This is a genomic window from Arthrobacter russicus (assembly GCF_031454135.1).
GTDB lineage: Bacteria > Actinomycetota > Actinomycetes > Actinomycetales > Micrococcaceae > Renibacterium > Renibacterium russicum.
Window position 1 is genome coordinate 3062298 of sequence record NZ_JAVDQF010000001.1, and the last position, 20433, is coordinate 3082730.

A 20433-nucleotide genomic window follows, 5' to 3' on the forward strand; every position below is an offset into this window, starting at 1 on the left:
GCAAGTACACGGTGGCTTTGAGATTTTTAGCCATCACAGCACCGTCGCAGCAAAGGATGCGTTCGCGTTTTGCAAAACAGGGAGCGCGATTGCTGACGCCAGGACGTCGAGACCTTCAGGGTCGGTCCGTTCGAAGGAGCCACAGAAAATACCTGCCTGCTCACTGGCCGGGATGCCGTAAGACGGTTTCAATGCCTCGGCAGGAATGCCGTAGTCGGTGGTGCCTAAAACACCTCCGAGCACCGTGGCACCCCCGGGAGTTGGCAGGAAGACGGCCACATTATCCGCGACCACACGCTTGCCGCCGTAGGCTTTGTCGAAGACGATCGTCTGCCCGATCCCGTAGGAGGCGAGCGTAGAAATAACGTCGTTGAAGCTGACCCGTGACGGCGCATTGCTGTTGCCAACCGCTGCCTGGATCAAGTCCTTGTTCTTCGACAGATACGACAAAGTCCGGCGTGAAATCAGCAAGTTCTCCGGAGCCGTTCCAGTGTTCGCCGTGTAAGCCTGAACCCAGTTCAGGATGTCATCCAAAGGCTTGGCGGTTTCCTGATCCCACTTCACCGCAGCAGCCGCGGTGTGGTCTGGGCGGCGACCGTAATCGATGGTGAACTGGAGCCCGTTCTCATTGAGCGTCAGCTTGCCCTTTTCGATGGCCTCGCCCCGTGCCAGTTCCAAACGAACTGCAACTTCTTGCCCGAGCTGGGCGGCGTAGCGTTCCAACGAGACACCGAGCGCGTCCGCCTGGCCCATCATCCGCAGCTGGGAAAGTTCACTGACCGGCAGCTTCTTCGAGATCGGGGGCAGCTTACCGGATTTGGTGAGGTTGCCGACCGTGCGACCGTAAGGTGCTTCAGTGTCGAAGGCCCGGAATTCTGCGGAGTCGATTTGGGCCTGCGAAGTGTCTGCAAGCTCGTAGCTCAGCGTCGCATTCTCCCTTGACGGAAGATACTGTTCCAGGAACAAGCCCCCTGAGAGGTTTTCGGATGCGGCGCGTGCGGTGGCTGTCAGCTGGACGGCGGTGCGGAAATCCTGATTGATAGTCATCTCAGCCTCACTTCACGAAAACGAAATCGCCGGTGGTTTTGGTTTCACCGGACAGGGCAGGGGCGGTTGGCACGAATGCGGTGTTGATGATGGCGTGCCGCAGCAAAGCGCCGGCCGCGTTCGCAGTCGCAAGACCGTTGAAGTTGGCTTCGAGCTGCACCGGTTCCAGTAGGAAACCTTCAAGGACTTCACGCCCATCGGTTGCTGCCGGGTCGAACGGTCCGTACTTTTTCGAAACGGTGACCTTACCCAAGGGGAGCCCGGAAGGGACGACACCGTTGGCGTCGTAGTGGGTTTTTGCGGTCAGCAAGCTCACGTCGATGGTGCACGAATCGGCGGTATCGCGGGCGTGTTTGCTGCCCAACCACCGGTAGTCTCCGCCACCAACAACGGTTGTTTTGATCGAGAAATCCACGATCTTACTCCTTTGTTTTGAGGTTTTGTTCTTTGTACTGCTGCTTGAGAGCGGCAATGGAGCCAGCTGCTGAACCTCCGTGGCGGAAACTGTCAACAGTGCTGGTGTAGGAATCTTTCGGCTGTTGGTTCGCAGCGGCTGGCGCCGGTTTTGGTACCAACGATTCGATGATGTTCTGGATTTTCGCGGCGTCGATGTTGCCGGCCGAATCCAGGAGCGCTTCTGGTGCGATGATTTCGACCAACGAGTCGATGTCTGTCGCCGGGAGATGTGGTGCGTTGGCGCGAATCTCCCCGCGGATCGCCGCCTTCAAAAACCGGTGAGAGCCGGTCTTTTCTCCTTCGCGGCGGGCGTCTTCGAGGAGACGTTCCTCGTCCGTTTTGGCCTGGTCTTTCACGGACTGAAGCTCGGCTTTCAACGCGTCATAGTCGCCGCGGCTTTTCGCAGTTTTTTCGTGCTTCTTGGCATGAAAACGCCAGTAGGCTTCCCGTTGCGTCGCGTCCATCTCGGCCAAAGGGGTGTTAGCGGGGAAGCCCAGCTCGTTGTCGTAATGCTCACTGGCCGTGCTGGTAACAACACCTGGTTCAACGGCAGCCGTCAGAGCTGCTGCCGTCTCGACGGTGTTGGCGGCTTTGGTGTCCATGTTTTCTCCATGACTGTAGAAATGCGTTGCGTGACGCAGCGCGAAATTAGGCGGCAAGCTTTTGCTTCTGCCGTTCGATCAAGGCTTGGTTGAAGGCGACCCCTTGACGGTTATCGACTCTGACCGAGCGGTTACCCATCCGCGTCTCCGTGAATGTTTCGCCCGCAGCGAGCCTGGACTGAAGCTCTTCGATGGTTGCCTGGGCTGCGTTGATCATGGCCCGGGCTGAGTTTTTGTCATCCTCAACCGTCGGGGCCGTGTACGGCTCGGAACCTGCCATGGCCGGCGTGCGGAACGAGTCGCCTTCCCTGCGTAATATGGGGCCGAGCTCGCCGTTTTCGTGGACAACCACTCTGGTCCTAACAAGGTCCTCCGCAGCGGTTGAGCCTGCGGCGTCGTAGAACTTTTGGAGATCGTCGGCGTTGAGTTTCAGTCCCGGGTCCAAGCCTTTCGTGATCGGCATGACCCCGCACTTGCATAAAGTGTGCAACGGCATCAAGTCTTTGACGGTGTAGAAGTTGGTGGACGCCACCACGCACAAACCACACGAACCGGTTTTGGACAGTTCAGGGTGAATCATCCGCCGGTAGCCGACGACTTTCGGTTGGGCGCTCAAAGTCGCTTTTGTTTGGTCTCTCGCCGCTGCCGAGACGTCATCGGTGGCGAGAGCTGTCACCCGTCGAATCGCTGCGTTCACAGCTGCTTCGGAACTGCGGCCCTGAGACAATTCCCAACGCACCTGTTGTTCGGGGCGCCGGTAGACGTCCAAGACCGTCGTACCCGAACGCGGATAAACGGTCGCTGTTCGTGGCTGCCGAGCGGGTAAGCCCATTGCGCCGAGGACGAGTGAAAGGTAGGCGCTCTGCGACTTGCTGACCGCTGTCAATGCGGCCCCAACCAGGGTTGCACTCCGGGCCGCGTATGAGGCCACCGTTGGTGGGTCGTTGTAGATCGGCCTGGACCAGAGCGTGAGAAGCTGGCTGAGCAGCCTGCTCTGGATGGCTGCCCGTTGCACGGTGTGTTGCCTAGACAGCCTGGCGAATAGGCTTTCGCTAACCATCCTGGTTCACCTCGGTCGTGGCGAGGAGGGCTTCCTCCAATGTGTACTGGGCGTCGCGTTGCATTTCGGCCGGGGTCAGGTTGTAGATCCGTTCCTGGATCATTTTTCGTGACATCGAGCCTTTGGCCTGAGAGGCGGCCAAAGACTGTTCACTGATCGAGGCCTTTCCTGGGGCCTCCCAGATGGTTTCGATCTGCGAAATGTCAGCCCGCACGCTGTCGCCATTCATCCGGAAATGGAGGCCCATCATGCGTTCGAAGGATGCGCTCATACGACGATTCAGCTTCGTCACTTTGGCATTGAGTGCTTCCCTTGCCAGTGAGGCGCCTTCGGCGGAACCCGTGGAAGCATCCGGCGACAAAATATAGAGCGGGGTACTGGTCACTGAAGCGATATGCTTCAGATCTTTCTCCACTGCGGTAAGAATCGGTGTGACATCTGTGGTGGAGGATTCCCAAACCTTCGAATCCGGTGGCAGCAACCAGAGGGCTGCCGGGCCGGCGGAGAACATCTCGTCATAGTTCACAGGCTGCCCGGCGAGCGGGTGCCCGGGCGGATATTCGCGGGGCAGGTTGCCGCTGAGGGCTCGTTGCCGGAAGGCTTGCATCGCGGTGATCGTCAGTCGCTGCAACACTGTGTGGTTGATCCGGTCCAACGCGTCGGTGTGGCGTTCGAACTGCCCGATGCCCTTGCGTGCCGTAAATGGCACGATCGGGATGCCCTCACCCAAGTTTGGGATCGGTTGTGGGTCTTCGATCCATTCCCAAGACCGCCCCGGGTACCAGGTGGTGCCGTTGTTCGGGATGGACGTAACGGTGGCGGCACGCACGGCCCGACGGGAGTAGCCGTCCCTGTACAGGATGATGATGTCGTGCTGTTGCACCGGGTCGAATCCGACAGTGATCCCGACGCCAGGCACAAGCTCATTCGCAGCTGAGGCTTCGGTGAGCGTGTTCCATGCCGAAAGCGGCCTAAAACCGTCCTTGGAGGTGAGCGCATAGGATCGGCCAAACGTGGACACTTCATCGAAAACGTCGTCGGCGAGGATTTCCATTTGCGAGTTCCGCCAAACGCCCATGGCCACGTTGTCGCCGAGTTCGTCATCTGGGGCGCCGGTCCGGAAACCGGTCGGTTGCTGCCGGGAGGTTACCGCCTCACAAATCGGTTCAGCGAAGTTCAGTCGGGCCATCGAAACGAACCGGATGTAAGCTTCGCGCATCTGCATGGAGGCGCCGTCCGGCACAGCAACTGAACCGTCACGGTAGGAAGCTAGTTTGCCCAAACGGCCGAACCCGTTGCCCAGGTTCGCGGCAAGGCGCATCAGCCACCAATCATCACTGCCGGTCACGGTTGTCAGGTCAAGCAAAATGCCTCCTAACGAACGCGGATCGGTACGAAAGTATCGGGTTGTTCGGGCTCTTTGAGTTTCAGAAACTGGGCGCGAGCCTCGAAGGCCAGGGCCGCGGCCATGGCGGCGTCCATCTTCTTGGGTGAATGCTTGCCTTCTTTGCCGATCACGATGCCGCCGCGGCGACCCCAGCGGCGGGCATTGACGAAATGGCGGACCAGTTGAGGGTTTGCGGACATTTTCACGGTGCCCATGCGAATGTGCTGGTTGAGTCGTTGCAAGGCCAGTGCCATCGGGCTGTCGTTTTTCGTCCACCACCGGATCATCGAAGCCTGCGCGTTGTTGGACTTCACCCGTAGCTGGTCACCAAACTCTTTCTCCCAGGCGTCGATGTAGTCTTGCCAGTGCGGCGGGTCGGCAAAGAACCCGACCACGTTGTACCGGGCGAACATGTCAGAAACAGCGGCGTCGAAAGCCACGGTGTCAACCGCCCAACTGTCCGATTCGGGGCCGTCAGGTATCTCCTCGATACGGACCTCGAACAGATACCCGTCAGAGACGCGGCAACCGACAAGGGCAGTCGCATCGTCGTTGATTGAACCGTCAAAGCCGAGGGTGATCATTTCGCCCTCAGACACAGTGGATATGCCCTCGCCAGGCATCCCATCAGTAACAGAAGCCATTTCGGCAGGGGTAACCCAGGCGTTGTGCGCCTCAGTCAGCGCATTCAAAAAGTAGCGACGAGACTCTTCAGGCGTCCGACGCGGGTCGAAAATGTCATCAATAACGCCCTGCAAGTCGTTCCAGTCCATGGCTTCGCCGTAGGCGTCGTTGACTGCCTCTTCCAAATTTTTCAAGTTGGAGAGATCTTTCAGGTCAGACCAGCGGTGATCGTAAACCATGCGCATACGGCCACGTGCTTTGCCTTCGTTGACTGCCTGCGCGTACTTGAACGTCTCTTCCGCTACGGACTCTTCACCAGGCAAATACATTGTCGTGGTCTCGATGAACCATGTCTCGGCGATCCGTTTGCGCTTGACCAAATTCCTGGTGACCGTCTTATACATTTGGCGAAGCATCTTCGTCGCGTACAAGTGAGACTCATCGAAAACGACGAACGTTTCCTTGCCGCCGTCCTTCGAAGCCGAACCAGCCGTCGACGGGGTGATCTCGCCGCCGAAAGGCAACAGGATGCGAGTCAGTCCGGCATCCAAACCGTAAGCTTTCAACTCTGACAGCGGGCCAGAATCCAGGTTGAAGTAAATCGTGTCGTAGACGTTGCCGGTCTGCGTTTCCTCAGTCGCCATGATGCGAACGAACGGGGTCTTGACCGCCCGGCCCATCGGCTCACCTGGCGCATAAGTGTAAACATGGCCCAAATATTCGAACGTTTCACCGCCCTGAGCCCAACCGGAAAACCTGCAAGGGCCCAAAGCCTCGAAAAGGGCTAGCTCGGCAGCCAACCCGGACTTGTTGCAACCCTTCGGGCGCGAAAAGAACGCAGAATCGACTAGCCGGCGCCCTTTCGGGTCGAGTGCATAGCTATCAACAATGAAGCCCGAATATTCGTCGCCGTGGCGCACCGGTTCGCCCTGAACATCGCCAGGACCGTGAACGACAAGCGTCTCAATCCACCACAACGCCAGCCAACCCAGTGAACGTTCCCTGTCAGCATCCGGCGGCCGCAAAAGCTGACGCGTCATGGCCTACCCCGAAATCCGTTTACGCCGAGCTTCCAGGCTCGAAACCGACGCGCCCGCGGAGCCCGGCGCAGAACCAACCTCAGGATTTGGGACATCAATTTCCTGACGCAACCGCAGCCTGTCCTCCGGGGTGGCACCAAACTTTGCGACCCGCAAACGAATCTCGGAAGCGTACTCCCACCTGCCGGCAGACCACATCGTGTGATGCATCAACGCTGTATCGAGTAGGAAATGCCAATCCGGTTCGGAAAGCATCCTCGTAGACTGCGGAGACTTACGCCAACCGTCCCACCACTGCACCGTCATCGGATGCCAAGCCCACTCCTCACCATCCTTATCAGTACCCAGCACACCAGAGGGGAGTGCGAAACCTCGAAGGGCCCCATCTGCTTTGAGCTTCGTACGCTCAGGTGCCTTGTTCCTGCGCGCAGGATTCTCAGACGGGGCAGGACCAGCACCAGCCATGTTCTGTACCTCGATCCGTGACGGACGGCCGCCCAACCAATGACTGGAGGGACGCGTGAATAGTTATGCAAGTTGAACCGCCGGCTGAAGTCATTTCAATGCCTCCAGACCCGTACGCACAGCGAACGGCAGAACGCTTGCGGGATTCCGTTCGTGGGTGGCGGGGGAGGTGGTGGCCCGGGTGTGTATATTCATGCATTTGTTGAATGGTTATGCGTTGAGTCCGGGGTGTTGTTCTTGTGGGCGTGTTTCTTTGATGGGTTTGTTTGCTTTGCCGCCTTGGCTGGAGGACTTGCCTTGGTGATGGTAGCTACACAGTGAGGTGAGTGATTGGAGTCGGTGGTCTTGTCTGTCTCCGGTGTGGTCGCAGTCTGTGGCTGGTTGTGTGCAGCGTTGGCCGGTGTCGTGGCGGATGTGCGTGCATTGGTATCCGTCGCGTTTGAAGACTGCTTGTCGGCGTTGCTGCCAGTCTGGCGGGAGTGTGGCTTTGCGGGTGGAGCCGGACCAGTTGGGCATGGTGGGTGGCTCCTTGCGTCTGTTTCGAGCCCTCTTGGTGTTACTCGTCTTGGATGGTGAGGCATCCGAGGAGCGCGTGCGCTAGGCCCAGGCTGATGTGGAAGCTTTGTCCGGTCATGTACTCGTCGGTGTAGACGGTGTGGGTCGTGTTTGGGGCGTCGGGGCGGATGCCGGAGACGTGAAGGACGTACCCAGTCATGAGGATGCCTTCGTTCTCGTCATCCAAATGTGCAGCGATCGCATCATCCAATGCGGATTTGGTGGTATCTGACATTTCAGTCCTTCTGGGTAGTGAGAAGAATCTCGCCCGGTGAGTCTCCCGGGACTGCCTGAATCTCGAAGGTCAGCGCTCCGAGATTGATGTCGCTGCCTTCGCGACGCGCAACGAGGTCGAAGGTGAGGTCTTTGACCGTGGCCATGTTTGCGCCTGCTCTCGGAGGAAGTGTGTGCAGCTGGTTGTGCTGCCGGTTTGCCTGATGCGGTAGCCGGGCCTTCCACGCCCTGAACGTAGGAGGTATCCAGGGTGTAGGACTTGCCGCGTTGACCGACGCGACGCGGGTACAACAAAGGCCGCTCTGTGGGGAGCGGCCTGGATTTTTCGATAGCTATTCTAGGTACTTCTAGTTTAAGTGTTCGATCAGTGAATTACAAGCACGTAATTTTGTTCGTGTCGTCAACTTGCGTGGCTGTAGCTGATGGCGTCGCGGAGGTTCCAGAGCTGGGCGCCGGTCCATTCGGTGAGGCAGGCTGAACAGCGGACAACGCCGTTGGTTGCGACGAGGGCGAGGTTGATGTCACCAGCCTCGTTCATGGTGTGCCGGTTGCCGCATTGTGGGCATGGTGCGTTGATTTCGATTTTCTTGGGCGGGTTGATTAGTGCGTGTATCTGTTCGCACCATTTCGAGACGATGCGTTCCGCTGCTTCGTTGCGGGTGGTGGCCGCTGCCCATGCTTGGATGATTGATTCGATGGTTCCGGTGGTCTTGGCGTGTGGAGCTTCAGCCGCTTTGAGGTCTTGGGCTGTCCGGGCGATCGACTGGTAAAGGTCCAAGACGTCGAGTGCGAGAGGGACTTTGTAACGATTCGCGCCGACGCCGGACCGGTTGCCGGATGAGGAGATTTCACCGCGGAGCTGGTCCAAAAGTGAATCCTCGCTGACATATTCACGGGCGCCGCTGTCACGGGTGATGGTGGTTTTGTGTGGACGGGTGAGTTCGTGCACAGCTTGGCTGAGGTCCATGGGTCTCCTTGGTCGGGCTGGGTCAGAAGAATCGTTTCTTTCTGGGTTCTTTAGGTGAGCCGCCAAGCCTCCTAATGCCGCGGCTGATCGCGCCGACAGTCGGGGCTTGCGTAGGGGTGAGATAGGGTTGCAACTCGTTCAGGATTGCTTGACGTGTTTCCGCTTGGTCAGCTGGCAGGTCCTTGGGTCGGTCTTTGGTGGGGCTGTAAGTCCCGAGGATTCTGCCTTGTAGTTCGCGGGCCCGCGCGATCATATGATCTGGGGCAGGCTGGGGTGCAGATGCGAGTTCTGCACGGAGTTGTTCCCAATCTTTTTGCATGGTTTCTAAAACGTAGGCGCGCCATTTGGCAACTTCGCGCGCAGCTTGTTGTCTTTTCTCGGAAACGCGTTTTTGCTTCATGCCTGAACATCGTAGTGCCATTTTGGTTTCACAATGGGAGTTAGGTCTGCTTGTTCTTGGAGTACATCCCGTAGCGGGTCAGTCTCGCTCATTTGCCCTCCAGTACTTTGGATGGGCCTGACAGTTGGGCCAGTTCGTAGGATGAGATTCCGTCTCCGTCGTAAGCGCGGTACCAGAGTCCGTATCCGTCGGATTGCCAGGCATGGCCGTTTTCATCAAGGATCACTTCGCGGCGAGACAGGCTTTCGAGCTGAACTTGCCTTTTGCGTGCGTCACTTCTCAAGAGGCGCTTCTGGGCTTGCCCGGTGCTCATTAGCCCTCCAGGTGGTCAAAGACTAGGTAATGGATGTCTTGGAGCGCCCGGCTATAGCCCTTGGCGAAAGCCTCTACGGGGTCAACCTCGGTAAAGCTCGTGCAGATGGGTTCGTTGAGCGAGAGAATTTCTTGGAGTGCGGCAGCCATTGCTGGGCCAAGTGACCGTGACGCGGTGATGAATGCCCCGTCTGGCTCGGCTTGCACCGAGGCGACCGTGGGTGTCCCGAATCCTGGCCGGGCTTTTACCGTCCGGGCAGGCATCCCATTCACTAAGGGCAGGAATGACCACGGCCCACTAGTGGCTTGGTCGGCTAGGGCTTGGTACTGGGCCAACGGCTCGGTAGCGGTCATCTCGGGTATCCTTTGCGTATGTTTGAATTCTTCGGCAAGCCCGCAACCCTTTTCGGTATTGCCGCAATCGCTCTGGCGGTTGCCGTTCTTGGGCTTTTTGCTAGCGAGCCGAATTGGTGGACATTCGCTGCGCTGGTAGCGGCCGCAGCCGGGACAACGTTCGCTGGTGTCGCCCAGAAGGTCGCTGCGAATCGGGAACGGTAGCCGCTCGGTCGTCATTGGGTTTCTTTTCTCTGGGTAGGATTACGGGTATGGCTACTTGGCAGAAGATTTTCTGGCCTATCGTGATTGTCGGGTCGATCGTTATCGGTGTTGTTTCCTTGGCGTTCGGGAACTGGCTGACTGCTCTGGCGATGCTCTTCACCCTTGCTAGTGCCGTAGGGAACTTTTGGCTCGCTTGGAGACGTGGAGCTGCGAAGTCATAGCGCTGCCCGCCCTTTCTCTGTCAAGGTCACGGCTGGCCCTTCGAGTGTGCTCACCCTTTTCAGGCATCCGATTAGGACGAGGCGACTGACCATCCTGGTACCCAGCAAGGCGCATGCCTTTTCTTCGGTCATGTAATCTGGCGTCTGCCACCCTTCCGGGGTCAGCGTGTTCATTGCCCCGCCTCCCTGCTTAGTCGTTCTGGTTTTTGATGAGTCGGGTTAGCCCGGCGCTGGGAGCAATGTTGATGACTTCGCCAAGCGCTCCTTGGGCGATGAAGGATGGGTCTGCACCGTTTTCCAGTTGCTTGACCATGCCTTTGATCCTGTTCGCCGCGGATGTCAGCCGTTGTGCAATTTCCTGGAGGTCTCCGGCGAGCATTTGCCGATCCAGGTTGTCCTCGCTGGTCATAGAGCTGTCTCCTTCTTTGGCTGCGGATGGTAGTTTTGATGCGTCTCCGAAAGCGTATCCGGCTCCAATTCCTGTTCGCTCATTTCTGGTCGCCGGGTTTCGTCCATGTGGCGATTTCGTAGCTCTCGGAGGGCAGGCGGGCAAGGATATCCTCGTCAGAAAAGGATTCCTCGAATCCGTCTACACGCCAGGCCCTGGAGAGCGTGGTAACCCGGTGAGCGATCTCGGTGAACTCGCCGTTGAAGTACCGGATGACCGCGCCCATTTCTTGCGGGAGTGTAATGGGCGGTGCCTCCGCTAGCAAGTCGTAGTGGCCTTTGCCGTACCCGAGTAGAAAGCCGTCCTCGGTGTACCAGATACCAGTACCGAGACAGTGGTCAGCTTTTCCAATCACGATGAGGTCACCGACCTTCCCGGCGATGGTCATGCCGGGCACCACCTCGTCAGCACTCAGACGCCGGAGCACGGGAAGCTTGTAGTCAGTCATCGGGTTGTCCTTAGCTTGTCGATGGCTCCGGCGGCTTCGTGCACGCCGAGGTTGTAAGCCTGGTCCGCCCGGTCCGCCCGGTCCGTGGCATCGTGTAGCTGCTCTTCGCGGATTACGTCTTTGGCGGCGTCGAGGATGACCGGGAGAACCGCCTCAGCCCGACGCAGGTATTTCCCGCTGTACCCCTCGTACTGCGTTTCCGTCCAGGTGAGTTTCCGCTCCCGGTCTCCGTACCCAGTGACGAGCGGCTCTAGGTTGTAGAGGGCTTCGGCTACTTGCTGTGTCAGGCTCGTGCTCATTGGTTTTCCTCGTCCGCGAATTTCCAGAAGTACACGTTCTGGCCGTTCTCCATTGCGTGCCGGCGGGCTTGTAGCTCGTCCTGGTAGACGGCTTTCACTTCTTCGTCGTAGCTGCCGACGATCCACACGCCGGGCTTCGGGTCCACGCGGGCTGGCTTCTTGCCTTCGAGTTCAAGGACGCGGCACGCGAACTCAGCCGGAATGTCATCAGGGATGGGCCAGTCGCCGCCGGTCACGTCCCACCAGAGGTTCAGGTAATCGGCCTTGGTCTCGGTACTCATGGGTTCTCCTCCGCTTTGGCTTTCTCCCAAAAATCAGCGAATATCAGCACGTCGCCCGTATCAATGTTTGCTAGACCAATTGATTGGCTTCCCCATGGCGATTCCCCGTCGAAAAGGACATAGATGCGTTTGCCCTTGAGTTCTTCCCAGGTGTGAGCCTTGAGGGTTTCCAGGATCGTTCCCAGGAAGTCGGCTCCGAAGCGATTGCGGATGAAGTAGCCGCCCAGGGTGCATCCGATCGAACCGGCTGAACAGTGCAGGTAGGCGGTCATTATGCCGTGGTCTTCAAACCCCAAGGTCGTCCGGTCGATGGTCATCACTTCGGCCCGGTAGGCCCGGTCTTCGTGGTCGATCTCGATTTTGACCGTCATTGGTTTTCCTTCGGCTCCGGTTCGTGCGTTTGGTAGTCTTTGATTTCGTGGGCTTGGACTAGATCCATAGCTTTTTTAGATGCTGTCTCGGCCACAATGAATTCGCAGGTGTCGCAGCGCCCAGTAAAGCTACCGGCCCGGTTCGGGAAGACAATGCCCATTAGCCAGGCTCCGGTTCTGTCGTTTGATCTGTGGTGACTTCGCGCCCCGCGAATGGGTCACCAGTCTTGGTCGACCAGGTGAACGGTGCTTCGTCGTCATTGCGGGCATCGCAGACATCCGGGAGGTTCAGCCATAGGAAGTCGGCGTTGCAGTAGATGCACCGGCTGGCGATGAAAATGTGCTCCCGGCTCATCGTCCCGGCTCCTGTTCGTGCGATCTGGACGCCGCTCGCTTGCGGCATAAGTCATCTCGATAGCAGCACCAAGCCCAATCGCCGTAGCCTACGAATCCCCGATACCCGATGCGATGGCACAGGTAACATTCCTTACTCTCCATGGTCAAAGCTCCGGTTCACTCGATTGGTGGGTGATTGGTTCGAATGGTTCGAAGCACCCGGGATCAGGGTTTTCCCGATCGGCCCAATGCACTTCATTGCTTACGCAGGCTGGGCAGGTCGGTAGCTCCGACTCAGTCGCCGGTTGGTCGTGGTCTTTGGTGTCGCCGCGTTTGATCGGCTCCGCTGCGTAGAGTGCTTCGGCGACTTCGTGGGTGAGATCAGTGCTCATTGGTATTCCTCGTCTGCGAATTTCCAGAAGTACACGTTCTGGCCGTTCTCCATTGCGTGCCGGCGGGCTTGTAGCTCGTCCTGGTAGACGGCTAGCACTTCGTTGCTGTATTCGCCGACGATCCACACGCCAGGCTTGGTCTCGTCACTCATTTGGTCTCCTCAGGCTCCAGTCCGTGCGGTTTGTGGCACCAGCAAATGCATACATAGGTATCCAGCTCGCCTAGGAATCCTGCGCACGCCCCGAAATGCCCTGCTTGAAAGCCGCATTCGGCGATATGCATCCCAAGAGTCTTTCGATGCCTACACCCATCTGGGGAAGTGCTGGGGATAATATTCATTACTCACACCCCAGATCGTGCGGTTGGTTGGTGTGCATTAGTACCAGACGACGGCGTGCGTGACTCCGCGCGTGCCGATCTTCGACTCGTGCACTGGTTGCCAATACCAGCCTGGTCCGTCCTCACGTGAGGCGGGTACTGGTATGATGCGGCCAGCCTCTACAGTCGGCTTACGGTCATAGAATGTGCACCAGCGGCACTGGCATCCCAGGTCGCAGCATGAATCTCCTTCGATTTCTTTACGCATCCAATCCCGAGCAAGGTCCACGTTGCGAGTACCGGTGACCATTCCACCGCCCTCACTGAATTGGTGCGCGGATATTCTACCCATGATCAAAGCTCCGGTTCTGTCGATTGGGTGGCTCGCCACCGCTCGAATGCGATAACGCATTCTTTGGCTGCGTCGCGCTTCGCATGCAACCATCCGTTGAGGAAATCCTGCTTAGACGTCGTTGGATACAGGGCGTAATAAGCCCACCGCCTCGGCTCGCCATAGACGTGGCCGACCACCTCGCCGTCGACAAGGACGCGATTATCCCTACTCACCGTGAACTTGATCATGCCCTAGCTCCGGTTCTGTCGGTTTGTTGTCAGCTTCTGGGCTCTCAGCTATCTGATCCACGATGAATGACCACGGCCAGCGGCGAGCGTTCGGGCCAAGCATCCTGTCGGCCTTATTGATGGCTTCTTGCTTGGTATCAGCTTTTACGGTCAGCTTCTGAGCCTTATCCCATCGTGGGTAGTAGTAGCCGCTAGGGTCTTTCGGGATCGCTCTCATTGAAAATGTGAAGCTCACGGGCGTTCCTGTTCTGTTGGTTGGTGGTCCGGGCAGTGGTCGCCCGCAAAGTCGATAATTGACCAATCGGTGAAGTCTTTGGCGTCCGCGTCGGTGGATGCTGAGCAACCGGGCGCATCGCAGACATACCAGCAGTGGGAGGTCATTTTCAGGGTCATGCCTTTAGCTCCGGTTCAGTCGGTTTGTGGTTCGGGCAAAAGTCCACTGCCTCGCTGGCGAGCGTCCAGCCGAAATGGTCGCCCCTGACTGGCTGCATCGACGCTACACATCCCTCAGCGTCGCAGTAGTACCTTGTGGTGATTTCCCTGCTCATAGCAGATCCTGTTCTGTCGATTGGGTGTTGCAAGTCGGGCACTTGTGGCACCACTTGCCGCGATCATCCGGCCAGATTGACCAGCCTGCATTCCGTCGCTGGCGCGTCGTCCTTGAGTCTCCGTGCTCCCATAGCCCGCAGGTATCGCAGTGGATGGTTACATCGTGGTGAATGCTCATCGCTCACGCTCCAGTCCAGTCGATTTGTGGTCTAGCGAGGTGCCGTTTCCCTCGTTGCTGATGCTGCCGTAGCGTTCGTGCGCGCTCTGGCGGCTGATGCCGAGGCCGCTGCCGATGTACGCCCATGATTGGCCTTGTGCTCGTATCCCGGCGACGGCTGCCGCGATCGCGTCCTCCAGGTCGGTCCGAAGCGCGATGAGTTCGCCGAGGTCGAAGTCGTCACCGTCGCCGACGCGTTTGCCTGCAGCCCGAAGAATGCGTTTGGCAAAAGCGATGTACGGGGCCGTTTCGACCGTGTCGCGGCTCATCGCACTGGCTCCGATCTTCCTGAGATTTCAGCGTCAGGATCAACCTGACGCTCAAAATCTGCGGAACGGGGGAGCGACAAAAGCGGTCTGAGCACGCCCTGCTCGATCGCCATCTCGACAGCGGGGGCCGCTTCCTGGAAGACGGTTTTACCTCCGGGCAGCACGAGGTGGGCGAAGAATTCCTCTTCGAAGGTGACGATCCCGGCCTCTACGGCTTCGAGCTTCGCCTTGACTACCAGGGCCAGTGCCCGCCAGCGTTGGCGGACAGCGCGTTCATACTCGACCGCAATGCCGGTAGCGTCGCGACGCAAGCCCTTGGCTGGCGTGTGCGTGAATTCGCGTGCCTCACGATCGGGCATGGGCAAGACGAATCGAACCTGCTTACCGGCGGCCGTGAAGCCGATGGCGGCGCGCTCCGCCTCCCATCCGTACATGAAGCTCGACGCACCGTAGCGGGCGAGCGTTCGCTCGATCTCAGCACGCAACGTGGCGGAATCCACGCTGGTGTTCTGGGCATACTTACTCATGCCTTCAGTCCGAAGTCCTCTTGACCGGCGTTCTTCACTGATTCGAGGAACTCGACCGTCTCGGAGCCGAGCGGCCATGCGATCGCCTGTGCCGGGATCGGCGGCTGGAGGATTCCTGGGCATTCGATGAACCGGAGCACGGTCGAGGCCCGCGACACGGCAAGGTCGGCCGCATAGTCGAGTCCGACCTCGACGCATTCCCGGAAGTCCTCCAGCAAATCTTCCCGGACCGCCAGCAACTCGGCCCCGCTCAAAGTCTTGGTCAGCCTGAACATTTGCATTCTCCTGTCTGCTCGTTGATTGGCCCGCTACACGCCGTGCAGCGCTTGAAAGGCGGAACTGGTTCGCCGAGCCTTACCGGCCCGGTCACGATTTCCACTTGCATGTCGATCACCCCCGCCCCGAAGATCGCAGGATCGTTGACAGCAGCCACCACATGCCCCAGATCCCGGCGAGCAAGTACAAGACCATGACGGCCGCGAGCGCGTGATCGGCTTTGATGCGGGCCCGGGGTCGGTGTTGGTGGCGGCCGCTCATCGTTGATCCTTCGTCTGGCCTTGAAAGGCTGCTGCGAGCGCGGCGAAGTAGTGGCTGGCGTTAGTGCAGGATTCTCCGAGCCCGACGAAATTGCGCATCGGGTTCCAAAATTCTGCGACCCGGGTTGTTCGGATCATTCGAAGGTCGGACAGATTTGGCCCCATGTGCACGTAAACGGTTGTTCCCTTGATGTGGCGGCGGGCGTAGGCCCGGTACTTCATGCGGGGGAAGTTGTTTGGGGTGCGTGCAAGCTGGCCCCGGCTCATGGTGTGGCCTTGGTGACCGTAGCCGGGGACCACTTCGTGATCTCGGGCTGGAGTGCGCATCCGCGGCCTCCAGGGAAGCGCCTTTCGCCATTCCAGTAACCGTTTACGTCAAGGAATGCGAGGATCGGCGGTTCAATCTCCTCGCCCTCGAATTCTTCGACGTACACGAGGCTTCCGGGTTTGGTGGGGAGCTTCGGGGCCGGGCGATCCACCAGGTAGAACTCGTCGTCGGCGTCAAAGTGCCGGATGCCGCCCTGTTGGTTGTATACCTTGAAGAATTCAATGTTCCCGACAGTCCCGGCGGCGATCCTTGAAACCGTCATTTTCCATTTCGCGCTGATTCCGCACACGAGGGTTGTCCACTGGATGGTGTCGCCTACACGGATGTCGGTGGCTTTGATCGTGCGGTGAGTGTTCATGCTGCATCCTCCAAATGTCCGGGGCAGTCAACCCAAGTGATGTTTTGGACGCCGGGCAAGGGGCTGGCTCCGTTGTCTACGCGCTTGCGGTGTTCACGGCATCGAGTTGAACCGGCGTGTTCGTGATCGTCTTTCGGTCCGCCCTTCCGCAGGCCGCAATGACAAAAATTGCTCATGCTTGGGCCTGCCTCAGGGTGCGCAGCTCGGCTTGGAGCGCGGTCATTTCTCGGTCGTCTTCGGCTGCCATTTCGGCCCAGTCCAGCGCTTCGGACGTGTCGGACCGGAGGAGGGCTTGTGCTGATTTCCAGGCTGCGGTGTCGCGGCTGGTGCGGACTTCCGCGATCCGCTCGGTCAAAGCACTGACGTTGACGATCGTTGGTGTGGTGTTCATGGTGTTCCTTCCGGGGTCTGGTGTGCGTCTCTTGGTATTTAATGTACTCACAAAAAATATCAAAGTCAATAATTTATCGTGAGTACAGTAAAGTGGTGCCCATGGATGAAAAACGCCCGAGAGGCAGGCCGTTCGCTGATGTGAAGCGCGACGAGCGAATACAGATTCGTGTCACCGCCGAAGAGAAGCGGGACATCGAATCCGGTGCCCCCAAAAAGGAGTTCAGTGAATGGGCTAGGGGAGCCCTACTCCGGGCCGCCAAGCGATCGAAGCCGTAAATCTATGCAAGGTGTTCGATCACCAATTCCACGCGAGGGATGCCAGGTGCGCCGCCGCGGACATCCACGGTTAGGTGCTTGTCGTCATCGTCAGGTAGCAGCCCGTAAAGGATGAGCCCGTCAATGATCGGCTTGATGGTGGGGGAGAAGTTCAAGGCGTCGGAGCGGTTCGCCCTGGCCCGGTGCACGGTTGCAGAAATGTGGGCACGTTGCAGCCTGGGAAGATTCGCCTTGATCGCCTGGACTTTGGCCATGGTCTTCCATGATTCACCGATCCGATACCTGGCCATGTGGTGGCGGCGGTCGTTCGAATTCAGCCACTCATCAGCCTGGGGGATGCTCAGGGTCAGCTGCATGCCTCCACCTCCCCACGAGCGATCTCCCGGTCTTCGTCTACGATTTCTAAAGCAGCAAGGAAAGCCTCGTACTGTGTGGCGTAGTCGGCGTAGCAGGGATGCTTTTCGTTCTCCCAATTGATCCGCCAGCGACCGTCAGTACCTTTCCAAACCTGCATCCGAGAATCAGCGCTAGGTGCCCCGCTGCGGCCCAGAAACTGGGACGGTGTTTGGTCCCAGTCGAGGGGTTCGAGGCTCTCAGAAGGGTGCTTCTGTCTCACTAGGGGCACCTCCCCAGTTCTGCTGTTGGGTCGGTTGCGCCCATGCGTCTTGTGCTCGTGGCGACGGTTGGGCTTGTTCCTTTGCTGGGATAATCCGAATGGCCGGGTCAAGAATGACAAGTGTTTGGCGGTCTTGACCGTCACGGTCGGTCCAGGTTTCGGTCTTTGACCGGCCGGCGACCTGGACCCGGGCGCCTTTGAGCAACCCGGCGTTTCCCCAATGCTCAGCCTCCAGCCCGAAAGCTTTCACTTTCCACCACGTGGTCCCGTCGTTGACCCACTCGTTGCCTTGCTTTTTGCGATGATTCTCGGGGAGTGACAGTTCCAGGATGGCCATCCCGGATTGGGTGTATTTCAGGGTTGGGTCTGCTGAGAGCCAGCCCTCCACTTTCACATCAGCCATGTTTCGTTCCTTCCATTTTGATCAAGCTTTTTCCCTGTGAAGGTCCCGTACTTGTCCGTAGTAAGGTGCCCATGCCATCGGCAGGATGGCAGTTTTTCCGTGCCTGTTTTTTTCGATGTTGAATTCGATCTCGCCTGGCCGGTCGTCGGCCCTGTGGAGCAAGATGATGTTGTCTGCATGGGCTTCAATACCTCCTGATTCGCGCAGGTCAGACATGGTCGGACGCTTATCGGTGCGCATTGTTGAACCGCGTCCGACCTGGGCTAAAGCCAGCACGTGGACATCGAACTCTCGGGCCAAGAGTTTGCAGTCTTCCGCCAGACGGTTCACCTGACGTTCCCGGGTGTCGTTGCGCTCATCAGCGGGTCGGAGGATCTGCAAATAGTCGATGATGACTAGCCGGGGATGGAACTTGCGCGACCAGGAACGAACAGTGGATCGCACCTGCGCCATTGATAACCGGGAACGGTTGTCAACCATGAGTTTCCACTCCTGAGACGCTGCCGCAAGTTCCGCGAGGCGTGCCCAATCACTGTCCGTCAATTCGTGCCGGCCAAACCGTCCAAGCTCGATACGCCGGGCCGCCGCCGCCATACGTCCCACAGCTTCCGTCCTGGACATTTCCAGACTGAAATAGCCAACACCATGTTGGGCGGCGGCCACAGCAGCACACCCGGCAATGACTGTCTTACCTACCGCTGGCCGTGCGCCAACAATGGTCAACTGGCCGGGCTTCCAACCACCGTTGAACGCATCATCCAGATCAGCCCACCCAGTCGGGACACCAGGGGTGATTTCCTTACCCCATTCGTCCATGGCCTCCAGCAAAGCTTCGTGAAAACTTGCTCCGCCACCGGTGGCTTCCCTGGCCAGCGAGGCATCCAGACTGGAACGGGCGTCCTCCAAGGCGGCGCCAACTGATTCAACGTCAGCGTTTGCGGAGATCTGCTCAAGCCTGGCCCCAACCTCGGCAACCCGTCGCAACCTGGCGAGACCAACGACAATTTGCGCATGTCTCGCAGCCGCCGCCGTAGTGAATACCAGACCGTGCAGATGCGAGGCGTAGTCCGGTTTGAGCCCACGAACACCCGCGGTGAAGATCCGCTGTCCCAGCGTCACCGGGTCGATTGGTTCATTGGCCCGATCCATGTCGGTGATCATCTGCCAAATCTCCTGATGGATCGGGGAGTAGAAGTCCTCTGCCGTGACCGTCAGGTCGCGGACGATTCGCTGATCACTGATGCAAGCACCCAGCAGCAGCTTTTCTGCCTCCAGATCGTGACGGGGGCTCATGAAGCCACCCCGAAGCGTTTCCTGGCTTCGGATTCGCGCTCAGCCAGATGCGCAGCACGTTGCTCCTGAGCCCAGCCCAGATAGTCCTCATCGCGAAGGTCCTCTGGCGGGGTTGGGAGCTGCCACAAGTCCCGGCCAAGAATCGCATCAGGATCGAAAGCGTCTTTCGCTTCCCGGCGGGGCTGGTCCCTCGTTGCCTGGGCTTTGAGCTGCTCGAACTTTTCACGCAGCTTCGACATGGACCGGATGTTCGCCCGCCAAAACTCGTTGTCCGTTGCCCAGTTGATCAACCATGCCACCTGCTCGACGGTGTAACCGTCCCGGTCCAGAAGGAACCGAGCAGCATCGGTGTTCTTCAAGTTCCTCGTCGGAGGTTTGAAACCATTTGCCTGGACTCGCTCATCGAGCAAGTCCAGGAGCTTCCGGATCTCCGGCCTGGAGGCCAGCAAATCCTCGATCGCCGACGAAGTATCTTTAGATACTTCTATATGGGTTGGGTTGGGTGTCCGTACGCTACGCGTTACTAACGCGTTTGTAACACCATTACCTTGCTTCTCCCGATGCCGGGCAACACGCTCTCGATTGGCCTTCCTTTCCGCGTAAACATGGGCTTTCGTGTCGTTCCAGTCCGGCCAATCCTTGAAGAAGACCCCGTCGCAATCTCCCCATTCGAGGCCCGAAATTACCTCGAACTCATGTGCCCCGTGTGTGCCCCGTGTGTGGGTGGTGTGTGGAGATTCGACGATTTTCGCGGTTATCCACAACCCCGATTCGATCAGTTTCAGGGCATCCCGCTTCTGTGCCCCGAGTGCCCCGAGCATCGACTTTGGCATGAACCCGTCAGTGAGATTCCCCATCGCCCAGGACCCGGCGCGCACCCACAAACCCAGTGCAGCGTTGCCAGCTGCGATAGCCTTGGGATGGAAGGCAAACTTGTCATCCACTTTGAACCAACTCACGGGAGCCTTTCCGCCATGTTCACTGGCTGATTCTGGGTCCACATCGAAATGGATATGGAATTGAGGGGCTATGTCTTTTATTCAAATGAGCATCCAGCTACAGCCCGGACACACAACATTTGGTGAGCTACGACGCTTCATGGAGGCCGTAAGTCGGGCCGGAGTTGTCGAAGACGGAGATGTTATTTTCCAGTCCGAGGACGATTCTCTGAACAGCCTTATCGAGGTATCAGTCAATACGGAGAGGTAGTTTCTCCCTAACATCACCCCACACGGCCCGCACGCGACCGCCGAGCCCATACCAG

Annotated in this window: 34 protein-coding genes; 1 reads left to right on the forward strand and 33 read right to left on the reverse strand. The window is 58.5% G+C overall.

Annotated features, from left to right (window positions below):
• Positions 1–33 precede the first annotated feature (33 nt).
• The 29 genes from JOE69_RS14265 to JOE69_RS14400 form a co-directional block, all read right to left on the reverse strand.
• Positions 34–1047, reverse strand: a complete 1014-nt coding sequence (locus JOE69_RS14265; RefSeq protein ID WP_309799774.1) for a major capsid protein — start codon at positions 1045–1047, stop codon at positions 34–36.
• Positions 1048–1054: 7 nt separating this feature from the next.
• Positions 1055–1462 carry a head decoration protein gene (locus tag JOE69_RS14270; protein ID WP_309799776.1) on the reverse strand — a complete coding sequence of 136 codons (408 nt, stop codon included), beginning with the start codon at positions 1460–1462 and terminating at the stop codon, positions 1055–1057.
• Between the two features lie 4 nt (positions 1463–1466).
• Complete coding sequence (locus JOE69_RS14275) at positions 1467–2105, reverse strand: hypothetical protein (protein ID WP_309799779.1); 639 nt, start codon at positions 2103–2105, stop codon at positions 1467–1469.
• A 46-nt stretch (positions 2106–2151) separates the two neighbouring features.
• A complete protein-coding gene (locus tag JOE69_RS14280) occupies positions 2152–3120 on the reverse strand; it encodes a hypothetical protein (protein ID WP_309799781.1) in 969 nt (322 codons plus the stop codon).
• Positions 3121–3157: 37 nt separating this feature from the next.
• A complete protein-coding gene (locus tag JOE69_RS14285) occupies positions 3158–4531 on the reverse strand; it encodes a phage portal protein (RefSeq protein WP_309799783.1) in 1374 nt (457 codons plus the stop codon).
• Positions 4532–4539: 8 nt separating this feature from the next.
• On the reverse strand, positions 4540–6216 hold the full coding sequence (locus JOE69_RS14290) for a terminase large subunit domain-containing protein (protein WP_309799785.1): 1677 nt from the start codon (positions 6214–6216) through the stop codon (positions 4540–4542).
• Positions 6217–6219: 3 nt separating this feature from the next.
• Positions 6220–6681, reverse strand: a complete 462-nt coding sequence (locus tag JOE69_RS17900; RefSeq protein ID WP_445344328.1) for a phage terminase small subunit — start codon at positions 6679–6681, stop codon at positions 6220–6222.
• Positions 6682–7237: 556 nt separating this feature from the next.
• Positions 7238–7471 (reverse strand): hypothetical protein, encoded by a 234-nt coding sequence (locus tag JOE69_RS14295; protein WP_309799787.1) that lies wholly within the window; start codon positions 7469–7471, stop codon positions 7238–7240.
• A gap of 1 nt (position 7472) precedes the next feature.
• A complete protein-coding gene (locus tag JOE69_RS14300; protein ID WP_309799789.1) occupies positions 7473–7616 on the reverse strand; it encodes a hypothetical protein in 144 nt (47 codons plus the stop codon).
• A gap of 254 nt (positions 7617–7870) precedes the next feature.
• Positions 7871–8437 carry a DUF7341 domain-containing protein gene (locus JOE69_RS14305; RefSeq protein ID WP_309799791.1) on the reverse strand — a complete coding sequence of 189 codons (567 nt, stop codon included), beginning with the start codon at positions 8435–8437 and terminating at the stop codon, positions 7871–7873.
• A gap of 22 nt (positions 8438–8459) precedes the next feature.
• Positions 8460–8837, reverse strand: a complete 378-nt coding sequence (locus JOE69_RS14310) for a hypothetical protein (RefSeq protein ID WP_309799793.1) — start codon at positions 8835–8837, stop codon at positions 8460–8462.
• A gap of 88 nt (positions 8838–8925) precedes the next feature.
• Positions 8926–9150, reverse strand: a complete 225-nt coding sequence (locus tag JOE69_RS14315) for a hypothetical protein (RefSeq protein WP_309799795.1) — start codon at positions 9148–9150, stop codon at positions 8926–8928.
• Positions 9150–9722: a hypothetical protein gene (locus tag JOE69_RS14320; protein ID WP_309799797.1), complete on the reverse strand. Its 573-nt coding sequence runs from the start codon at positions 9720–9722 to the stop codon at positions 9150–9152. The genes JOE69_RS14315 and JOE69_RS14320 overlap by 1 nt, the downstream gene beginning before the upstream one ends.
• A gap of 396 nt (positions 9723–10118) precedes the next feature.
• The gene (locus tag JOE69_RS14325) at positions 10119–10337 is read right to left on the reverse strand and encodes a hypothetical protein (protein WP_309799800.1); all 219 of its coding nucleotides are present in this window, start codon (positions 10335–10337) and stop codon (positions 10119–10121) included.
• Between the two features lie 79 nt (positions 10338–10416).
• Positions 10417–10824, reverse strand: a complete 408-nt coding sequence (locus tag JOE69_RS14330) for a 5-formyltetrahydrofolate cyclo-ligase family protein (protein WP_309799802.1) — start codon at positions 10822–10824, stop codon at positions 10417–10419.
• A complete protein-coding gene (locus JOE69_RS14335) occupies positions 10821–11123 on the reverse strand; it encodes a hypothetical protein (RefSeq protein ID WP_309799805.1) in 303 nt (100 codons plus the stop codon). Before JOE69_RS14335 ends, JOE69_RS14330 begins: the two co-directional genes overlap by 4 nt.
• Positions 11120–11404, reverse strand: coding sequence for a hypothetical protein (locus JOE69_RS14340; protein WP_309796815.1), 285 nt, complete (start codon positions 11402–11404; stop codon positions 11120–11122). The genes JOE69_RS14335 and JOE69_RS14340 overlap by 4 nt, the downstream gene beginning before the upstream one ends.
• Positions 11401–11775, reverse strand: a complete 375-nt coding sequence (locus tag JOE69_RS14345) for a hypothetical protein (protein WP_309796813.1) — start codon at positions 11773–11775, stop codon at positions 11401–11403. Before JOE69_RS14345 ends, JOE69_RS14340 begins: the two co-directional genes overlap by 4 nt.
• 160 nt (positions 11776–11935) lie before the next feature.
• A complete protein-coding gene (locus tag JOE69_RS14350; protein ID WP_309796811.1) occupies positions 11936–12130 on the reverse strand; it encodes a hypothetical protein in 195 nt (64 codons plus the stop codon).
• 145 nt (positions 12131–12275) lie between these two features.
• Positions 12276–12503: a hypothetical protein gene (locus JOE69_RS14355; protein ID WP_309799807.1), complete on the reverse strand. Its 228-nt coding sequence runs from the start codon at positions 12501–12503 to the stop codon at positions 12276–12278.
• Positions 12500–12655, reverse strand: coding sequence for a hypothetical protein (locus JOE69_RS14360; RefSeq protein WP_309799809.1), 156 nt, complete (start codon positions 12653–12655; stop codon positions 12500–12502). Before JOE69_RS14360 ends, JOE69_RS14355 begins: the two co-directional genes overlap by 4 nt.
• Positions 12656–13381: 726 nt before the next feature.
• Positions 13382–13639 carry a hypothetical protein gene (locus JOE69_RS14365; protein ID WP_309799811.1) on the reverse strand — a complete coding sequence of 86 codons (258 nt, stop codon included), beginning with the start codon at positions 13637–13639 and terminating at the stop codon, positions 13382–13384.
• Positions 13640–14127: 488 nt separating this feature from the next.
• A complete protein-coding gene (locus tag JOE69_RS14370) occupies positions 14128–14439 on the reverse strand; it encodes a hypothetical protein (protein WP_309799813.1) in 312 nt (103 codons plus the stop codon).
• Positions 14436–14966 (reverse strand): hypothetical protein, encoded by a 531-nt coding sequence (locus JOE69_RS14375; protein WP_309799815.1) that lies wholly within the window; start codon positions 14964–14966, stop codon positions 14436–14438. The genes JOE69_RS14370 and JOE69_RS14375 overlap by 4 nt, the downstream gene beginning before the upstream one ends.
• Entirely contained in the window at positions 14963–15241 is a 279-nt protein-coding gene (locus JOE69_RS14380; protein WP_309799818.1) for a hypothetical protein, read from the reverse strand. The genes JOE69_RS14375 and JOE69_RS14380 overlap by 4 nt, the downstream gene beginning before the upstream one ends.
• Before the next feature lie 115 nt (positions 15242–15356).
• Positions 15357–15503 carry a hypothetical protein gene (locus tag JOE69_RS14385; protein WP_309799820.1) on the reverse strand — a complete coding sequence of 49 codons (147 nt, stop codon included), beginning with the start codon at positions 15501–15503 and terminating at the stop codon, positions 15357–15359.
• The gene (locus JOE69_RS14390) at positions 15500–15769 is read right to left on the reverse strand and encodes a hypothetical protein (protein WP_309799822.1); all 270 of its coding nucleotides are present in this window, start codon (positions 15767–15769) and stop codon (positions 15500–15502) included. Before JOE69_RS14390 ends, JOE69_RS14385 begins: the two co-directional genes overlap by 4 nt.
• Positions 15766–16188, reverse strand: a complete 423-nt coding sequence (locus JOE69_RS14395) for a hypothetical protein (protein WP_309799824.1) — start codon at positions 16186–16188, stop codon at positions 15766–15768. The genes JOE69_RS14390 and JOE69_RS14395 overlap by 4 nt, the downstream gene beginning before the upstream one ends.
• 172 nt (positions 16189–16360) lie before the next feature.
• Positions 16361–16579, reverse strand: coding sequence for a hypothetical protein (locus JOE69_RS14400; protein WP_309796805.1), 219 nt, complete (start codon positions 16577–16579; stop codon positions 16361–16363).
• A gap of 101 nt (positions 16580–16680) precedes the next feature.
• Between JOE69_RS14400 and JOE69_RS14405 the strand changes: the two genes are divergently transcribed.
• Entirely contained in the window at positions 16681–16857 is a 177-nt protein-coding gene (locus JOE69_RS14405; protein WP_309799826.1) for a hypothetical protein, read from the forward strand.
• A 2-nt stretch (positions 16858–16859) separates the two neighbouring features.
• On the opposite strand, the gene JOE69_RS14410 is transcribed toward JOE69_RS14405, so the two are convergent.
• From JOE69_RS14410 to JOE69_RS14425, 4 genes are all read right to left on the reverse strand, one after another.
• The gene (locus JOE69_RS14410) at positions 16860–17213 is read right to left on the reverse strand and encodes a hypothetical protein (RefSeq protein WP_309799828.1); all 354 of its coding nucleotides are present in this window, start codon (positions 17211–17213) and stop codon (positions 16860–16862) included.
• Between the two features lie 237 nt (positions 17214–17450).
• Entirely contained in the window at positions 17451–17876 is a 426-nt protein-coding gene (locus JOE69_RS14415) for a single-stranded DNA-binding protein (protein WP_309799831.1), read from the reverse strand.
• Between the two features lie 21 nt (positions 17877–17897).
• Positions 17898–19169, reverse strand: a complete 1272-nt coding sequence (locus JOE69_RS14420) for a replicative DNA helicase (protein WP_309799832.1) — start codon at positions 19167–19169, stop codon at positions 17898–17900.
• Positions 19166–20128 carry a phage replication protein O gene (locus JOE69_RS14425; protein ID WP_309799834.1) on the reverse strand — a complete coding sequence of 321 codons (963 nt, stop codon included), beginning with the start codon at positions 20126–20128 and terminating at the stop codon, positions 19166–19168. The genes JOE69_RS14420 and JOE69_RS14425 overlap by 4 nt, the downstream gene beginning before the upstream one ends.
• Between the last annotated feature and the right edge of the window lie 305 nt (positions 20129–20433).

Excerpts from the sequence above, each read along its gene's own strand:
- JOE69_RS14360 (WP_309799809.1), bottom strand. The coding sequence starts at position 12,655 with ATGAGTGACGAGACCAAGCCTGGCGTGTGGATCGTCGGCGAATACAGC.
- JOE69_RS14420 (WP_309799832.1), bottom strand. The coding sequence starts at position 19,169 with ATGAGCCCCCGTCACGATCTGGAGGCAGAAAAGCTGCTGCTGGGTGCT.
- JOE69_RS14295 (WP_309799787.1), bottom strand. The coding sequence starts at position 7,471 with ATGTCAGATACCACCAAATCCGCATTGGATGATGCGATCGCTGCACAT.
- JOE69_RS14410 (WP_309799828.1), bottom strand. The coding sequence starts at position 17,213 with ATGCAGCTGACCCTGAGCATCCCCCAGGCTGATGAGTGGCTGAATTCG.
- JOE69_RS14400 (WP_309796805.1), bottom strand. The coding sequence starts at position 16,579 with ATGAACACCACACCAACGATCGTCAACGTCAGTGCTTTGACCGAGCGG.
- JOE69_RS14350 (WP_309796811.1), bottom strand. The coding sequence starts at position 12,130 with ATGAGCCGGGAGCACATTTTCATCGCCAGCCGGTGCATCTACTGCAAC.
- JOE69_RS14340 (WP_309796815.1), bottom strand. The coding sequence starts at position 11,404 with ATGAGTACCGAGACCAAGGCCGATTACCTGAACCTCTGGTGGGACGTG.
- JOE69_RS14310 (WP_309799793.1), bottom strand. The coding sequence starts at position 8,837 with ATGAAGCAAAAACGCGTTTCCGAGAAAAGACAACAAGCTGCGCGCGAA.
- JOE69_RS14315 (WP_309799795.1), bottom strand. The coding sequence starts at position 9,150 with ATGAGCACCGGGCAAGCCCAGAAGCGCCTCTTGAGAAGTGACGCACGC.
- JOE69_RS14355 (WP_309799807.1), bottom strand. The coding sequence starts at position 12,503 with ATGAGCACTGATCTCACCCACGAAGTCGCCGAAGCACTCTACGCAGCG.
- JOE69_RS14305 (WP_309799791.1), bottom strand. The coding sequence starts at position 8,437 with ATGGACCTCAGCCAAGCTGTGCACGAACTCACCCGTCCACACAAAACC.
- JOE69_RS14370 (WP_309799813.1), bottom strand. The coding sequence starts at position 14,439 with ATGAGCCGCGACACGGTCGAAACGGCCCCGTACATCGCTTTTGCCAAA.
- JOE69_RS14380 (WP_309799818.1), bottom strand. The coding sequence starts at position 15,241 with ATGTTCAGGCTGACCAAGACTTTGAGCGGGGCCGAGTTGCTGGCGGTC.
- JOE69_RS14335 (WP_309799805.1), bottom strand. The coding sequence starts at position 11,123 with ATGAGCACGAGCCTGACACAGCAAGTAGCCGAAGCCCTCTACAACCTA.
- JOE69_RS14405 (WP_309799826.1), top strand. The coding sequence starts at position 16,681 with ATGGATGAAAAACGCCCGAGAGGCAGGCCGTTCGCTGATGTGAAGCGC.
- JOE69_RS14320 (WP_309799797.1), bottom strand. The coding sequence starts at position 9,722 with ATGACGACCGAGCGGCTACCGTTCCCGATTCGCAGCGACCTTCTGGGC.
- JOE69_RS14325 (WP_309799800.1), bottom strand. The coding sequence starts at position 10,337 with ATGACCAGCGAGGACAACCTGGATCGGCAAATGCTCGCCGGAGACCTC.
- JOE69_RS14290 (WP_309799785.1), bottom strand. The coding sequence starts at position 6,216 with ATGACGCGTCAGCTTTTGCGGCCGCCGGATGCTGACAGGGAACGTTCA.
- JOE69_RS14390 (WP_309799822.1), bottom strand. The coding sequence starts at position 15,769 with ATGAGCCGGGGCCAGCTTGCACGCACCCCAAACAACTTCCCCCGCATG.
- JOE69_RS17900 (WP_445344328.1), bottom strand. The coding sequence starts at position 6,681 with ATGGCTGGTGCTGGTCCTGCCCCGTCTGAGAATCCTGCGCGCAGGAAC.
- JOE69_RS14375 (WP_309799815.1), bottom strand. The coding sequence starts at position 14,966 with ATGAGTAAGTATGCCCAGAACACCAGCGTGGATTCCGCCACGTTGCGT.
- JOE69_RS14300 (WP_309799789.1), bottom strand. The coding sequence starts at position 7,616 with ATGGCCACGGTCAAAGACCTCACCTTCGACCTCGTTGCGCGTCGCGAA.
- JOE69_RS14395 (WP_309799824.1), bottom strand. The coding sequence starts at position 16,188 with ATGAACACTCACCGCACGATCAAAGCCACCGACATCCGTGTAGGCGAC.
- JOE69_RS14265 (WP_309799774.1), bottom strand. The coding sequence starts at position 1,047 with ATGACTATCAATCAGGATTTCCGCACCGCCGTCCAGCTGACAGCCACC.
- JOE69_RS14385 (WP_309799820.1), bottom strand. The coding sequence starts at position 15,503 with ATGAGCGGCCGCCACCAACACCGACCCCGGGCCCGCATCAAAGCCGAT.
- JOE69_RS14345 (WP_309796813.1), bottom strand. The coding sequence starts at position 11,775 with ATGACGGTCAAAATCGAGATCGACCACGAAGACCGGGCCTACCGGGCC.
- JOE69_RS14330 (WP_309799802.1), bottom strand. The coding sequence starts at position 10,824 with ATGACTGACTACAAGCTTCCCGTGCTCCGGCGTCTGAGTGCTGACGAG.
- JOE69_RS14275 (WP_309799779.1), bottom strand. The coding sequence starts at position 2,105 with ATGGACACCAAAGCCGCCAACACCGTCGAGACGGCAGCAGCTCTGACG.
- JOE69_RS14415 (WP_309799831.1), bottom strand. The coding sequence starts at position 17,876 with ATGGCTGATGTGAAAGTGGAGGGCTGGCTCTCAGCAGACCCAACCCTG.